Annotated in this window: 12 protein-coding genes; all 12 read left to right on the top strand. The window is 42.2% G+C overall.

Annotated elements, in window-relative coordinates:
* Positions 1-24: 24 nt before the first annotated feature.
* The 12 genes from V1502_RS14920 (at position 25) to deoC (ending at position 16,381) form a co-directional block, all read left to right on the top strand.
* Entirely contained in the window at positions 25-360 is a 336-nt protein-coding gene (locus tag V1502_RS14920; protein ID WP_409251427.1) for a DUF3679 domain-containing protein, read from the top strand.
* Between the two features lie 937 nt (positions 361-1,297).
* Complete coding sequence (gene lepA, locus V1502_RS14915; protein WP_409251426.1) at positions 1,298-3,133, top strand: translation elongation factor 4; 1,836 nt, start codon at positions 1,298-1,300, stop codon at positions 3,131-3,133.
* Positions 3,134-3,248: 115 nt separating this feature from the next.
* On the top strand, positions 3,249-4,391 hold the full coding sequence (gene hemW / locus V1502_RS14910) for a radical SAM family heme chaperone HemW (protein WP_409251425.1): 1,143 nt from the start codon (positions 3,249-3,251) through the stop codon (positions 4,389-4,391).
* Between the two features lie 374 nt (positions 4,392-4,765).
* Positions 4,766-5,794, top strand: a complete 1,029-nt coding sequence (gene hrcA / locus V1502_RS14905; RefSeq protein ID WP_409251424.1) for a heat-inducible transcriptional repressor HrcA — start codon at positions 4,766-4,768, stop codon at positions 5,792-5,794.
* A 139-nt stretch (positions 5,795-5,933) separates the two neighbouring features.
* Positions 5,934-6,527, top strand: coding sequence for a nucleotide exchange factor GrpE (grpE, locus tag V1502_RS14900; protein ID WP_409251423.1), 594 nt, complete (start codon positions 5,934-5,936; stop codon positions 6,525-6,527).
* A gap of 32 nt (positions 6,528-6,559) precedes the next feature.
* Complete coding sequence (dnaK, locus tag V1502_RS14895) at positions 6,560-8,386, top strand: molecular chaperone DnaK (protein WP_409251422.1); 1,827 nt, start codon at positions 6,560-6,562, stop codon at positions 8,384-8,386.
* Positions 8,387-9,259: 873 nt separating this feature from the next.
* On the top strand, positions 9,260-10,384 hold the full coding sequence (gene dnaJ / locus V1502_RS14890; protein ID WP_409251421.1) for a molecular chaperone DnaJ: 1,125 nt from the start codon (positions 9,260-9,262) through the stop codon (positions 10,382-10,384).
* 24 nt (positions 10,385-10,408) lie between these two features.
* Positions 10,409-11,350, top strand: coding sequence for a 50S ribosomal protein L11 methyltransferase (gene prmA, locus V1502_RS14885; RefSeq protein WP_409251420.1), 942 nt, complete (start codon positions 10,409-10,411; stop codon positions 11,348-11,350).
* A gap of 24 nt (positions 11,351-11,374) precedes the next feature.
* Complete coding sequence (locus tag V1502_RS14880) at positions 11,375-12,127, top strand: 16S rRNA (uracil(1498)-N(3))-methyltransferase (RefSeq protein WP_409251419.1); 753 nt, start codon at positions 11,375-11,377, stop codon at positions 12,125-12,127.
* A gap of 5 nt (positions 12,128-12,132) precedes the next feature.
* Positions 12,133-13,479 carry a tRNA (N(6)-L-threonylcarbamoyladenosine(37)-C(2))-methylthiotransferase MtaB gene (gene mtaB, locus V1502_RS14875; RefSeq protein WP_409251418.1) on the top strand — a complete coding sequence of 449 codons (1,347 nt, stop codon included), beginning with the start codon at positions 12,133-12,135 and terminating at the stop codon, positions 13,477-13,479.
* Positions 13,480-13,674: 195 nt separating this feature from the next.
* A complete protein-coding gene (locus V1502_RS14870) occupies positions 13,675-15,342 on the top strand; it encodes a glycoside hydrolase family 13 protein (RefSeq protein ID WP_409251417.1) in 1,668 nt (555 codons plus the stop codon).
* Between the two features lie 367 nt (positions 15,343-15,709).
* Positions 15,710-16,381, top strand: coding sequence for a deoxyribose-phosphate aldolase (gene deoC / locus V1502_RS14865; RefSeq protein ID WP_409251416.1), 672 nt, complete (start codon positions 15,710-15,712; stop codon positions 16,379-16,381).
* Positions 16,382-16,623 lie beyond the last annotated feature (242 nt).

Here is a 16,623-nt window from a genome sequence, read left to right as displayed (position 1 = left end):
ACATTTAAGTAGAGGATGAGCAAGATGAAGCGTTTCATGTTGAAAAGCATACTGTTAGTATCAATATTATTTGTCGGCGTTCTCATCGGGATGCAAAAAGCAAACGAAGGGATTATGGATATGAAGGGCTATGCCGACGAAGGGTTTGGGACTCCCCTGGAAATATCCGAAGACGGGACAGGGAATATTGAAGCTTCCCTTTTGGGGCAGGATATGGGAAGTGCCTCTATTTCCGAAAAGAAGAAAAAACTTGAAGAAATGAAAAGCTTTAATTTCTTTTCCGAGATAGGCAAATCCGTCGCCGGCATTATAAAGGGGCTGGCAGAAAAAACAGTGGAACTTGTTTCTTCCTTGATTTAATGAAGGGCTCTTACTTTAAACTTTGTTGCTAAATAATATGAATTACAAACAATATAGCCATATTCCGGGACATTTTATGGTAAGCAAGAGAGAAAAGAGCTACTCTTCCTGTTCTGAGTGAAAAATCTTGTAACCAGAGGGTAAACCCCGGCACATACAAAGACAGCCTAATGAAAAGAACGCTTTCCGGCGTTTTTTTTCTTCTAATAGCGGATCAACCATCCCTAAGAATGCTTTCCGCATCTTGATGCAGCGTCTCTAAAAAAACGGATCTTTTGAAGAAAAAGGAGTTCTGTTTTCGAATTCAAAAACTAATTTAGCACACCGATTAGCAGTTCTATTCGCAACTGAATTAGACTGCTTCTTTCTGTTGATGTACATAGGGGTTAAATTAACGCTAGATCCGACCTGAATTTCGAACCCATTTAACATGGTGTCATAAGTTTTTGTCAGCATGAAAATGGAGTGTTTAAATAAGGGAAGTTTCTCCCCTTATCCTACAGAATAGGGCTAGGTTCAGGGAATATAAGGGGAGTTTTTCCCGTTAAGGCATAGTAAGATGGTTAGTTTTCATGCTTTTGGAGTAAATAGGGGGAAACTTTCCCTTTATTTAGTCTGTTTTTCGAGATATTTCCTCAATAAGAGTAATTTCTCCCCTTATTTTTCTTAGCTTATTTTATGGGTATTATTGTATACTTGGAAATCGCTAACCAGTACTTATCTTGGTATGAAAAATGCTTGGAGCATTATGTTACGATCCCTATAAAGTTATATATATCAATAGAAAAATCGTACTGAAAGCATATACTATAAATTACCGGGAAGGGAATCCGGACATTAAGCATTCACCTGCATTATGGTTATGATTGAATATTGCTATAGGTACTGATATAATTCAAAATAGTGTACATGCGTCGATTAACAGGAGTTGAAAGTAATGAACCGTGAGGAAAAATTAAAACGACAACAAAGAATACGTAACTTTTCTATCATTGCTCACATAGATCATGGAAAATCTACATTGGCAGATAGAATTCTTGAAAAAACGAAAGCATTGACTGCCAGAGAAATGAAAGAACAATTGCTTGACTCTATGGATCTTGAAAGAGAACGTGGAATAACGATCAAGCTTAATTCTGTTCAGCTGAAATATCAGGCAAAAGATGGGGAAGAATATATCTTCCATTTGATTGATACACCGGGCCACGTCGACTTCACATATGAAGTTTCCCGAAGCCTGGCAGCATGTGAAGGCGCTGTTCTCGTCGTCGATGCAGCCCAAGGGATTGAAGCCCAGACACTTGCCAATGTTTATTTGGCACTGGACAACAATCTTGAAATACTGCCGGTAATCAATAAAATTGACCTTCCGGCTGCAGACCCTGAACGTGTAAGGCAAGAAGTGGAAGATGTTATCGGATTGGATGCATCGGAAGCGGTCCTGGCTTCTGCAAAAGCTGGAATTGGAATCGAGGAAATTCTGGAACAGGTGGTTGAAAAGGTCCCTGCGCCAGAAGGAGATCCAGATAACCCGCTGCAAGCACTAATTTTTGACTCTTTATACGACTCTTATCGCGGTGTCGTAGCATATATCCGTGTAGTCGAAGGTACAGTGAAGGTCGGCGACAAAATCAAAATGATGGCGACAGGCAAGGAATTTGAAGTCAATGATGTAGGGGTATTTACACCAAAAGCGACTTCAACCAAAGAATTGACTGTCGGAGACGTAGGCTACTTAACGGCTGCAATCAAGAATGTCGGCGATACGCGTGTGGGTGACACCATTACGGGTGCCAAGAATTCTGCAGATAAGCCGCTACCAGGGTACAGAAGACTTAACCCGATGGTTTATTGTGGTTTATATCCGATTGATTCGGCAAAATACAATGACCTTCGTGAAGCATTGGAAAGGCTTGAATTGAATGATTCAGCCCTTCAATACGAGCCGGAAACATCCCAGGCACTTGGGTTCGGTTTCAGATGCGGATTCCTTGGTTTGCTTCATATGGAGATCATCCAGGAACGTATTGAACGTGAATTCAAGATTGACCTGATTACGACGGCACCAAGTGTTATCTATAATGTTCACTTGACAGATGGTGAAGAATTGAAAGTCGATAACCCTTCCATGATGCCTGATTCGCAAAAAGTCCAGAGTGTAGAGGAACCATATGTGAAAGCAACAATGATGGTACCTAACGATTATGTAGGTGCAGTCATGGAACTATGCCAAGGAAAACGCGGTAACTTTATTGATATGCAATACATGGATGAAACCCGTGTGAACATCGTTTATGAAATTCCTCTGGCTGAAATTGTTTATGATTTCTTTGACCAGTTGAAATCAAGCACTAAAGGATATGCTTCTTTCGATTACGAACTTATTGGTTATAAAGAGTCCAAGCTTGTGAAAATGGATATCCTCCTAAATGGAGAACAAGTGGATGCTTTAAGCTTTATCGTTCATAAAGATTTTGCTTACGATAGAGGAAAAGTCATAGTCGATAAGTTAAAGGAACTCATTCCAAGACAGCAGTTTGAGGTTCCTATCCAGGCAGCGATCGGCCAGAAAATCGTGGCCCGTTCCACGATTAAAGCCATCCGGAAGAACGTACTTGCCAAATGTTATGGTGGAGATATTTCCCGTAAACGTAAACTTCTAGAAAAGCAAAAAGAAGGTAAGAAGCGAATGAAACAGGTCGGTTCGGTAGAAGTTCCGCAAGAGGCATTCATGGCAGTGTTGAAAATGGATGACGACGGAGGTTCTAAGTAAGGTTCCGCACATTAAATTCTATCTCGATTTAATATAAGTTAAGTAAGGGGGGATTTGCTTGTATCAAGAGCAGGCCCCCCTTTCTCTATCGGGATTCATTAAAGGTAGTGAAAAAATGATACGATCAGCATATATACACATCCCATTCTGCCACCATATCTGCCATTATTGTGATTTTAATAAAGTGTTTATGAAGGGGCAGCCCGTTGATGAATACTTGGGTTTCTTGAAAAAAGAAATGCAAATGCAGATTGACAAATATCCGGCAGAAGAACTCTCTACGATTTTTGTAGGGGGAGGAACACCGACAGCATTGGATGCCTCGCAGCTTGAAGTTCTCTGTCAAAACATAAATGAAACTCTTCCTTTTTCACGGAAAGAGGTAGAATTCACTTTTGAAGCGAATCCGGGAGACTTAACGAGCGATAAACTTGATGTCCTTTATCAACATGGAGTGAACCGGTTAAGCTTCGGCGTGCAATCATTCAATGATGAGCTGCTGCAAAGAATCGGCCGCAACCACAGAAGCAAAGATGTTTACACATCCATTGAAGCGGCAAAGAAGGCCGGTTTTGAAAACATCAGCATTGATTTGATTTATGCTCTTCCCGGCCAGACAGTGGCTGATTTTAGACAGACTCTGAAGACGGCGCTCGAGTTCGACCTTCCTCATTACTCTAGTTATTCTCTCATCATTGAGCCGAAAACAGTATTTTATAATTTGATGAGAAAAGGAAAGCTGTCTTTGCCTCCTCAGGAAGCGGAAGCCGAGATGTACAGTGTGCTGATGGAAGAAATGGAGTCTGCAGGCATCCATCAATATGAAATCAGCAATTTTGCTAGAAAGGGTTATGAAAGCAAACACAATCTCGTTTATTGGAATAATGAGGAGTACTATGGATTCGGTGCAGGTGCGCATGGTTATGCTCAAGGAAACAGATATGCGAATTTCGGCCCGTTGAAAAAGTACATGCAGCCGCTAGAAGAAGGAAATCTGCCGATCATCGAAAATCATGAGCAGACAAAGGCTGAACAGATGGAAGAAGAAATGTTCCTGGGGCTTCGCAAGACAGAAGGGGTATCCATTGATCGTTTCACTGAGAAATTCAGTGAAAGTCCATTAATGGTCTTCAAAGAAGCCATAGAAGAAATGACCGAAAAGGAACTCTTGGAAATCAAAGATAGATACATCCGCTTGACACAAAAAGGAAAATTCCTGGGTAATGAAGTATTTCAAGCCTTCTTGGGTGTTATATAAGGAGAGTAAAGTAAGTAGTCTATTGAAAATCTCTTCTTACGCTGGAATGGTTCGTTGTTTAAAGAGTTGATTGGAGGGGTTCGGCCTCCTGCGAACTAGTATGACGTCAAGTTCCGGCACCAAGGTTACGTACCCACTGGAGGCTAAACGGCCGCTTCCGCTTTTTATCAACCCGAAGAGGCTCACAGAACACGCTGCGGGGGCGACCCCTGAAGCGGAAATCAACATCACCGTCTAGAAAGCACAGGATAAATTTTACACAATAAATTGCCCTAGAAATGGTTTGTTCTAATTGACATCTCGAATATGATTTGATAATTTATTATTAGATTTAGCACTCATTAATCGAGAGTGCTAACAGAGGTGATGAAAAGTTGTTAACAGATCGACAGTTGCTTATACTTCAAGTAATCATTGATGATTTCATCCGGTCTGCACAACCTGTAGGTTCTAGAAGCCTATCGAAAAAAGAAGAAATTTCTTTCAGTTCCGCAACGATCAGGAACGAAATGGCAGACTTGGAGGAGTTCGGGTTCATTGAAAAGCCCCACACTTCTTCCGGAAGGATTCCTTCTGAAAAAGGCTACAGGTATTATGTGGATCATCTGCTTTCACCTGTTCAGCTCGAAAAGAAGGATGTCAAAACGATCCGGTCCATTTTTGCCGAGCGGATTTATGAAATGGAAAAGGTTGTGGAAAGGTCAGCTAAGATCCTTTCAGAACTTACCAATTATACGGCGATTGTTCTTGGTCCAGAGGTGAAAGAAAACAAGCTGAAGAAAATACAGATCATCCCTATCAGCCAGGAAACAGCTGTAGCCATCATCGTGACGGACACAGGGCATGTGCAGAATCGTATGTTTACAATCCCGAAAGCCATTAACACCGGTGATCTGGAGAAATTGGTCAATATCTTGAATGACAGGTTGGCGGGTGTTCCGATGACCGAATTGAATGACAAGATATTTAAAGAAGTTGCACAGCTCCTTAAGCAGCACATTGAGAATTATGATTTAATGCTGCATTCGCTCGTGAACACAATGGATTTGCCAGTGAGTGAAAAGCTGTTCTTTGGCGGAAAAACTAATATGCTTAACCAACCGGAATTCAACGACATCCAAAAAGTGCGGCTGCTGCTGAATATGATTGAGCATGAAGATGGCATTTATGATATGATCAAACATCTTCCAAATGGTCTCAATATTAAGATTGGCAAAGAAAATAATGTAACAGCGATGGAAAACTGCAGCCTGATTACGGCATCGTATTCAGTTGCTGATGAAAAAGTGGGATCCATTGCCATATTGGGGCCGACACGGATGGAATATTCGCGGGTCATAAGCTTATTGAACTTTTTAAGTGATGATATGTCCAAAGCCTTGACGAAGCTGTATCAAAGCTAAGGCGTGTGGATATATTGAATAAAGGATATTGGAGCCGGCAGGACGCTTTGTGACCAGATTAATCTGTTCAGGCTCTTACCATCTTGCCGTGTTTCTAATGAGGGTGAAAACCCCGTCTACTTTTAAGGAGGTGAAAGGAATGGCAGAAGAAACGAACAACAAAGTTGATCAGGAAGAATTACATGATCAGCAGGAAGAGCAAACCTCTCAAGGGAATGAAGAAGAAATCTTTGCTGAAAGCCTGGAAGATCAGGAAGGCGAAGAAAGCGGGCAATCTCCTGAGGAAACACAAATTTTAGAATTGCAGTCGAAGTTGGATGAGTCCGAAAGCCGTTACTTACGATTGCGTGCTGATTTTGATAATTTCCGCCGCCGTGCCAACTTGGACCGTGAGGCGAGTGAAAAATATAAAGCTCAAAGCCTGGTAACCGAATTACTTCCGGCTATCGACAATTTTGAGCGCGCGCTTAATATTGAGCCTGATAACGATCAGACAAAATCCTTGCTTCAAGGAATGGAAATGGTTTATCGTAGCTTAGTGGAAGCGCTGAAAAAAGAAGGAGTGGAACCGATTGAAACAGTCGGCCATGAATTCGACCCTCATCTGCATCAAGCAGTCATGCAGGGGGAAGATGAAAACTTCGGTTCCAACATTGTAACTGAAGAGTTCCAAAAAGGATATAAATTGAAGGACCGTGTTATCCGCCCTTCAATGGTTAAAGTGAATCAATAATACTACATACAGAATACAAGGAGGTTTTTCTCATGAGCAAAATTATCGGTATTGACTTAGGGACTACAAACTCATGTGTGGCAGTCCTTGAAGGCGGAGAGCCTAAAGTAATCCCAAACCCGGAAGGTAACCGCACAACTCCTTCAGTTGTTGCGTTTAAAAATGGTGAACTGCAAGTAGGGGAAGTGGCGAAACGTCAGGCCATCACAAACCCTAACACAGTAATTTCCATCAAGCGTCACATGGGAACGGATTACAAAGAGAAAATTGAAGATAAAGAGTATACACCTCAGGAGATTTCTGCGATGATTCTTCAACACTTGAAATCATATGCAGAAGATTATCTTGGAGAGAAAGTGGAAAAAGCGGTTATCACTGTACCTGCTTACTTCAATGATGCAGAACGTCAAGCTACTAAAGATGCTGGTAAAATTGCAGGTCTTGAAGTAGAACGTATCATCAACGAGCCGACGGCTGCAGCACTTTCTTATGGTCTTGATAAAATGGAAGAAGACCAGACAATCCTGGTTTATGACCTTGGCGGCGGTACTTTTGACGTATCCATCCTTGAACTTGGAGATGGAGTATTCGAAGTACGTTCAACTGCAGGGGACAACAGACTTGGCGGAGATGACTTTGACCAAGTGATCATCGATTATCTTGTAGAACAGTTCAAGAAAGAAAATGGCATCGACTTATCTAAAGATAAGATGGCGCTTCAACGCTTGAAAGATGCTGCTGAAAAAGCGAAGAAAGATCTTTCTGGTGTGACTTCTACACAAATCTCACTTCCATTCATCACTGCTGGTGAAAATGGACCATTGCACTTGGAAGTGAATATGACACGTGCTAAATTCGATGAACTTTCAGCTGACCTTGTAGAGCGCACTATGGGACCTACCCGTCAGGCTCTTAAAGATGCAGGTTTATCTGCAAGCGAAATCGATAAAGTAATCTTGGTTGGTGGATCTACACGTATTCCTGCCGTTCAAGAAGCAATCAAGAAAGAAGTAGGAAAAGATCCTCACAAAGGCGTTAACCCGGATGAAGTAGTAGCAATGGGTGCTGCTATCCAAGGTGGAGTATTGACTGGAGACGTGAAAGACGTTGTTCTTCTTGACGTAACTCCATTATCTCTTGGTATTGAAACAATGGGCGGCGTATCTACAAAGTTAATCGAGCGTAATACGACTATCCCAACATCAAAATCACAAGTATTCTCAACTGCAGCCGATAACCAGACTGCTGTTGATATTCATGTCCTTCAAGGTGAAAGACCGATGGCAGCGGACAACAAGACTCTTGGACGTTTCCAATTGTCCGATATTCCGCCGGCGCCGCGTGGTGTACCACAAATTGAAGTGAAATTTGATATTGATAAAAACGGTATCGTGAATGTTTCTGCTAAAGATCTTGGTACAGGAAAAGAGCAAAACATCACAATCAAGTCTTCCACTGGTCTTTCTGATGAAGAAATCGAACGCATGGTCAAAGAAGCAGAAGAAAATTCTGAAGCAGACAAAAAGCGTAAAGAAGAAGTTGAGCTGCGCAATGAAGCTGATCAGCTGATCTTTACGACTGAAAAGACAATCAAGGACCTTGGTGATAAAGTAGAAGAAGCTGAAGTGAAAAAAGCTGAAGAAGCTAAAGATGAACTTAAAGCAGCTATCGAAAAGGATGACTTGGAGGAAATCCGCACCAAGAAGGATGCTCTTCAAGAAATCGTTCAAGGTCTCTCTATGAAGCTTTATGAACAAGCTGCACAAGCACAGCAGCAAGCTCAGGGAGCTGAAGGCCAAGCAGGCGGAGATGACGATGTAGTCGACGCTGAATATGAAGAAGTAAAAGACGACAAGTAATCTAACTTCATAAAATTGGCCAATGAAAGTCAAAGTCAGGTCTATCTTGACTTTGGCTTTTTCTTTGGAAAGTCATCTTTAATTCTAATAAAAGCCCCCCTTTAACTGAGAGTATTTTCCGAATATTGCATGTAAGCTTTAATTGTTGCCGGGGGTTTAGTCTGTGAACAATGAATTCAACTATTCTTTCAATTGTTACAAAGCTAAGAAATTTGTTATTCAGAAATATTGTTTAAATAGGTTAATTATATTTTTGCAAGACAGGGTTGATTGAAGCGAAAGGTGTGTGACCTCCTGCGGGACTAGCGCGACGTCTAGTTTCAGCGCCAAGCCCCTCGGGGTCAAATAACCCGAAGAGAATAAAAGGAAAATCGCCTTTTTTTCTCTTCGGAACATTTGCCTGTCGGGGCTGAATGTGGCGCTTCCACTTTTGATGACAGGTGAGACCTAGTTTACGTACCCACCGGAACGTAAACCTAGTTTACGTACCCACCGGAACGTAAACCTAGTTTACGTACCTCACAGGAACGTAACCCCGCAGGCGCAGCCGAGGAGGCCAATCCAGCTCCAACGGCCAGCGACTAGCAGATTTCGGTCTCTCTCCTTGCGATAAGTCAACATCGACTCACTATGTTTCGTCGTGTTTCCTTTATCTCATGCGAGAGCCCTCCAATCTGTACGTCGCTGAACGGCCGCTTCCGCTTTTTAGTTCACCGCCCGCCCCGCGGAGTCACGCACCTGCAGCGGAAATCAACATTCCTTTTTTCAGAACACAAAGGGGTGAACACCTCAATTTTTTAAATAATATTGTGAGAGCCCCCCTTTTAATGTTAAAATAACCTTTATGCATAAGGAATCGGGAGTGTTGTATTGATGAGTAAACGGGACTATTATGAAGTTCTCGGCGTTGAAAAAGGCGCCTCAAAAGACGAAATCAAAAAAGCATACCGCAAACTCTCAAAAAAATATCATCCTGATATTAATAAAGAAGCGGATGCTAATGAAAAATTCAAAGAAATCAGCGAAGCTTATGAAGTATTGAGCGATGAACAGAAACGCGCGCAATACGATCGCTTCGGCCATACCGACCCTAATCAAGGCTTCGGCGGAGGAGCAGACTTTGGCGGCGGCTTTGGCGGGTTTGAAGATATTTTCAACACCTTCTTCGGAGGCGGCGGAGGCCGCAGACGTGATCCGAATGCCCCAAGAGCAGGAGCGGATTTACAATATACTATGAGTGTGACATTTGAAGAGGCCGTTTTTGGAAAAGAAACGGATATTGAAATTCCAAAAGAGGAAGAATGTGATACATGCGACGGTTCAGGAGCTAAGCCTGGAACGAAACCGGAAACTTGTAAACACTGTCAGGGAACCGGTCAGCTGAATGTAGAGCAAAATACTCCATTCGGCCGTATTGTCAATCGCCGTGTATGTCACCATTGTCATGGAACAGGGAAGTTCATCAAAGAGAAATGTAATACGTGCGGAGGGAACGGAAAGGTACAAAAACGCCGTAAAATTCATGTGAAAATCCCTGCAGGTATTGATGAAGGCCAGCAGCTCAGAGTTTCCGGACAAGGAGAACCGGGAGTGAACGGGGGACCTCCGGGAGACTTATACGTTGTTTTCCATGTGAGACCGCATGAATTCTTCGAACGCGATGGCGATGATATTTATTGTGAAATGCCAATTACGTTCGTTCAGTCAGCATTGGGTGATGAGGTAGAAGTGCCGACATTGCACGGTAAAGTGAAACTGAAAGTTCCAGCGGGTACACAGACAGGAACTAAATTCAGACTTCGCGGCAAAGGTGTACCGAATGTCAGAGGATATGGCACTGGAGATCAGCATATCCATGTGAAAGTAGTGACACCGACCAAGCTTACAGAGAGGCAGAAAGAGCTGCTCCGTGAATTTGGCGATATTACCGGGCAAGTACCGGACGAACAACATGAAAGCTTTTTTGGGAAAGTAAAACGCGCCTTCAAGGGTGAATAAAAAGGAACGGAGTTGGTAGAATCGATGAAATGGTCAGAAATCAGCATACACACAACGAATGAAGCAATTGAGCCAATTTCAAATATTCTTCATGAAGCAGGAGCCAGCGGAGTCGTCATTGAAGATCCATTTGAATTGGAAAAAGAGCGTGAAGACATTTTCGGAGAGATCTACCAACTCAATCCTGACGATTTTCCTGAAGAAGGAGTCATTGTAAAAGCATATCTCCCAGTCAACAGTTTTCTTGGCGAAACCGTCGATGAAATCAAACAAAGTATACTAAACCTTGTGAAATATGACATCGACATCGGAAGAAATAAAGTTGAGATTTCAGAAGTAAATGAAGAAGAGTGGGCAACTGCTTGGAAGAAATATTATAACCCGGTTAAAATTTCAGAAAAGTTCACGATTGTGCCTACATGGGAACAGTATGAACCGGTGAACAGCGATGAGCTGATCATTGAACTGGATCCAGGGATGGCCTTTGGGACCGGTACGCATCCGACAACCGTCATGTGTATACAGGCATTGGAAAGAACCGTCAAGCCAGGATATCATGTCATTGATGTCGGTACTGGTTCAGGTGTCCTTAGTATTGCTTCTGCAATGCTGCAGGCTGAAAAGGTCGAAGCGTTTGATCTTGATGAAGTGGCAGTCACTTCTGCTCGGCTGAATACGAAGTTGAATAAAGTCCACGATCGAGTGGCTGTCAGTCAAAATAATCTGCTCGATGGTGTTTCCGAAGGTGCGGATATCGTTGTCGCGAACATACTGGCTGAAGTCATATTGAGATTCACGAATGATGCAGCAAGAATTGTGAAGCCAGGAGGATATTTCATTACTTCCGGAATCATTGGACAGAAAAAAGAGATGGTCAAGTCTGCTGTAATCGAAGCAGGATTTGAAATCGATGAAGTTATTTTGATGGAAGACTGGGTTGCCATCATCGCAAAGAAACCTGAATAACTGTCTTATAAAGGGTGATGACCGATGCAAAGATATTTTATAGATCAGCAGTTTCAAGAAGGGGTACCAGTTATCATAGATGGCGAAAACTTTCATCATATGGTCCGTGTCATGAGAATGACTAAGGGCAGCTTATTCTACGTTGTCTTTCCAAATGCTGCATCGGCAAAAGCTGAAATTGAAACGATTTCCAGTGACTGTCTTGAAGCAAGGATAGTACAATGGGAAACAGATGAAAAAGAAATGCCGGTTAGAATCACTATCGCGAGCGGACTGCCAAAAGGGGATAAATTGGAGTTGATCATCCAAAAAGGGACTGAGCTTGGAGCAGAAGGATTTGTCCCTTTTACCGCAGATCGCTCAATTGTAAAATGGGATGAGAAGAAAGCGAAGAAGAAGGTAGAGCGATGGGAGAAGATTGCCAAGGAGGCTGCTGAACAATCCCACCGTCAGCATGTCCCTTATGTAAAATCCCCCGTTTCTCTGAAAGAACTGTTAACCTTTGCCACTGACTATGATCATAAAATCATTGCCTATGAAGAAGATGCCAAGACCGGGGAACAAAGCAACCTGGCAGGCATACTGAAAGGGGCAAAACCTGGTAAACGGCTGCTTGCGGTTTTCGGACCTGAAGGCGGCTTGACCGAAAAAGAAGTTACAGTCCTTAAAGATCATGGATTTGTTTCCTGTGGTCTAGGGCCAAGGATCATGCGTGCAGAAACGGCGCCATTGTATGTGCTTTCTGCCGCATCCTATCAATTTGAACTAATGAGGTGAAAAATATGCCATCAGTAGCTTTTCATACCCTCGGTTGTAAAGTGAATCACTATGAAACAGAGGCTATTTGGCAATTATTTAAAGAACAGGGTTATGAGCGCCTTGAATATGAGAATACAGCAGATGTTTATGTCATAAACACATGTACAGTCACAAACACAGGTGATAAAAAAAGCCGCCAGGTCATCAGGCGTGCCATCAGGAAAAATCCTGATGCCGTCATCTGTGTAACAGGGTGTTATGCCCAGACGTCCCCTGCGGAAATCATGGCTATTCCGGGAGTGGATATCGTGGTCGGTACACAGGATCGCAGAAAAATGCTGGAGTATATTGAACAGTTCAAAGAGGAAAGACAACCGATCAACGGTGTAGGAAACATCATGAAAAACCGTGTGTATGAAGAATTGCAGGTTCCTGCCTTCACCGACCGCACCCGTGCCTCCTTGAAGATTCAGGAGGGGTGTAATAACTTCTGTACTTTCTGTATTATTCCTTGGGCGAGAGGGTTAATGCGCTCCCGTGAACCAGAGGAAGTTATCCGCCAGGCCCAGCAGCTTGTCGATGCCGGGTATAAAGAAATCGTCTTGACGGGGATCCATACAGGTGGCTATGGTGAAGATATGAAAGATTATAATCTTGCCATGCTTCTTCGCGATCTTGAAGAGAAGGTGGAAGGACTGAAACGCATCAGGATTTCTTCCATTGAAGCGAGTCAACTGACTGATGAAGTAATTGAAGTCATCGATAACTCCAAATTGGTTGTAAGGCACTTGCATATTCCTCTACAGTCCGGTTCTAATACAGTACTGAAGAGAATGAGAAGAAAATATACAATGGAGTTCTTTGCTGAAAGATTGGAAAAGCTGAAAAAAGCTCTTCCTGGTCTTGCGGTTACTTCTGACGTAATTGTAGGGTTCCCTGGTGAAACGGAAGAAGAGTTCATGGAAACATATAATTTCATCAAAGAGCATAAGTTCTCTGAACTCCATGTATTCCCTTATTCCAAGCGTACGGGTACCCCGGCAGCAAGAATGACAGACCAAATAGAGGAAGAAATCAAGAATGAACGTGTTCATCGTTTAATCGAGCTATCTAACCAGCTTGCAAAAGAATACGCATCACAGTTCGAGGACGAAGTACTAGAAGTAATTCCTGAAGAGGTCTATAAAGAAAAACCAGACAGCGGACTTTATGTAGGGTATACAGATAACTACCTGAAAGTGGTCTTCCCTGCAACAGAAGATATGGTTGGTAAGCTTGTGAAAGTGAAGATTAATAAAGCGGGCTATCCTTATAATGAAGGGCAGTTTGTCAGAGTGTTGGAAGAGGAAAAGACAACAGCAGCCAGCTGATGGAGAAAACCGGTTCAGTTATTTTTTGAACCGGTTTTTACTTTTCTAAAAAACCTTATTGATTAGTTTCCTGATTAGCTGTAAACTAAAGACGTATAAGAAAGCACAAACATTTGGTTATTTTTTTTACAGGTTAGTGCAAACGATTGCGCATATTAAGTTATTTTTTAAATCTTTAGTATGAGGTGTTTTACAATGAAAAAAGTATGGTGGAAAGAAGCCGTCGGCTATCAAATATATCCTCGCAGCTTTCAGGATTCCAATGGTGATGGAATCGGGGATCTGCAGGGAGTCATTCAAAGACTTGATTATATAAAAGACCTGGGTATTGATGTCATCTGGATCTGTCCAATGTATAAATCCCCCAATGATGATAACGGGTATGATATTTCGGATTACCAGGATATCATGGAGGATTTCGGGACAATGGAAGATTTCGATAACCTATTGAAGGAAGTCCATTCAAGGGGAATGAAATTAATCATTGATTTAGTGTTAAATCATACAAGTGATGAACATCAGTGGTTTATAGAATCACGTTCGTCCATCGATAATGAAAAGCGTGATTGGTACATTTGGCTTGACGGCAAAAACGGAAAAGAGCCTAACAACTGGGAGAGCATATTCGGCGGGTCCGCTTGGGAGTACGATGAAAAGACAAAGCAATATTATCTGCATGTGTTCTCCACAAAACAACCTGACTTGAATTGGGAAAATGAAGAGGTCCGGGAAGCTCTTTATGACACCGTAAATTGGTGGCTGGATAAAGGAATCGATGGATTCAGGATCGATGCCATCAGTCATATCAAAAAACGTCCCGGCCTGCCCGACATGCCGAATCCAAAAAATAAGAAATATGTTTCCTCCTTTGACATGCATATGAACCAGAAAGGCATCCATAAATTTCTACAGGAATTCAAAGATAAGACCTATGCAAATTATGATGTGATGTCTGTTGGTGAGGCAAATGGGGTAACCGCAGATGAGGCAGAGCTTTGGGTTGGTGAGGAAAAAGGAAAAATGGATATGATCTTTCAGTTCGAACATCTTGGATTATGGGATGCCGAAACAAATCCTGACCTTGATATCGTAGAACTGAAGAAGGTGTTGACCCGTTGGCAAAAAGGGCTTGAAGGCGATGGTTGGAATGCATTATTCATTGAAAACCATGATAAACCCCGAGTGGTGTCCACCTGGGGAGATGATGAGGAATTCTGGAAGGAAAGTGCCACTGCAATGGCTGCCATGTACTTCTTGATGCAGGGCACACCATTTATTTATCAGGGACAGGAAATCGGGATGACCAATGTCCAGTTCCCTTCCATTGAAGATTATGATGACGTAGCGGTCAAAAATCTTTATAAACTTAAGCTTGAAGATGGAGAGTCCCACGAGAAGATCATGGAAATCATCTGGGCTTCGTCCAGAGATAACAGCCGTACACCGATGCAATGGTCCAATGATAGGAACGGTGGATTCTCTGAAGGCAATCCGTGGATGAAAGTGAATCCAAACTATAAAACCATCAATGTTGAAAATCAAACTCAAGATGACCAGTCCATCCTTTCCTTCTATAAAAAAATGATTGCCGTCAAGAAAAACAATGACATCTTTACTTACGGAATTTATGATTTAATTCTAGAGAAGCATGAGCAAATCTACGCGTACACCAGATCGCTTGAAAATGAAAAAGTACTTGTCATTACAAACCTTTCCACAAAGACTGTTGAAGCTGAACTGGATGAAATTTCAGTAAGTTCAGAAGGGCTGCTCTTGAACAATTATCCTGTAGAGCCGCACAATGGTGTCAGCAGCATAACATTGCAACCGTATGAGGCAAGGGTTTACAGACTCACGAATTAATGCTTGATGGCTTACTAAAAAAACGCAGTATTCGTATAGATTGTTGCGATCGGAAAAATCCAAAGGCCGATTTTTCCCTCGGGTACAAGGGCTTATCTAACTGAACAGGGTGAATGGCTCTTTTCTTTCTTGTTTACCAGGATAATTCCTGTGAAATATGGGTATTTCTCTTGATATCATAGTGGATAGCAACAAAGTTTTAGAAAAGAGGCTTAAAAAAAGATCAGGATTCGTCTTGATCTTTTTTTCTTTTGGATACAATAAAAATGAAGAACGTCGAGAATTTTATATCTTAAAAAGTTCGTATATTCTTCGAACCTTTGTTAAAATAAAGAGGTACGGACAACTTGTTGAAGGAGTGTAACTTATGGAAAACAATATTGCAAAAATGATCGATCATACATTATTGAAAGCGGACTCAACAAAAGATCAGGTAACAAAAATCTGTGAAGAAGCAAAAGAGTACAACTTTGCTTCTGTCTGCGTCAACCCTGGCTGGGTAAAATATTCAGCTGAGCTTCTACAAGGGACGGATGTAAAAGTATGTACAGTCATCGGATTCCCATTAGGAGCGACAACTTCTGAAACTAAAGCATTTGAAACAAAGGATGCAATTGAAAAAGGTGCTACAGAAGTTGACATGGTCATTAATATCGGTGCCCTTAAAGACGGAAATGATGATCTGGTAAAGCAGGACATTCAAGCAGTCACAGAAGCTGCTAAAGGTAAAGCTTTGACAAAGGTCATCATTGAGACAAGTCTTCTTACTGATGAAGAAAAAGAAAGAGCCTGCAGATTAGCTGTTGAAGCAGGAACTGACTTTGTAAAAACTTCCACTGGTTTCTCTACTGGAGGAGCAACGATTGAAGATATCAAGCTAATGAGAAAGACTGTTGGACCTGATATCGGTGTCAAAGCTTCCGGCGGTGTTAGAAGTGTTGAAGATGCAAAAAACATGATCGAAGCGGGAGCAACAAGAATTGGAGCGAGTTCCGGTGTACAGATCGTCCAAGGTTTAACAAGCGACTCTGATTACTAATTTTTTAAGGAAGGCAATCTGCTTAGGCAGGTTGTCTTTTTTTGTTTGAGGGTGGTCGCTGGTCAGCGAAGCCATAAATATAGCCAGAATCGGGGTGTCACCATGCAGCCCCTAAACACGAGAAACAGCAGATGAGGATGCCTCAAAAATTCATGGAGCACCTAAACAAGGGCAGCAGCAGGATAGGATGTCTCATGAAAGGTTCATGAAGCACCCAAACAAGAAAAAAAGCAGAACAGGGT

It is taken from the genome of Rossellomorea sedimentorum, assembly GCF_046237645.1.
GTDB classification, from domain to species: Bacteria; Bacillota; Bacilli; order Bacillales; family Bacillaceae_B; genus Rossellomorea; species Rossellomorea sedimentorum.
This window is presented reverse-complemented; position numbering and strand designations above follow the sequence as displayed.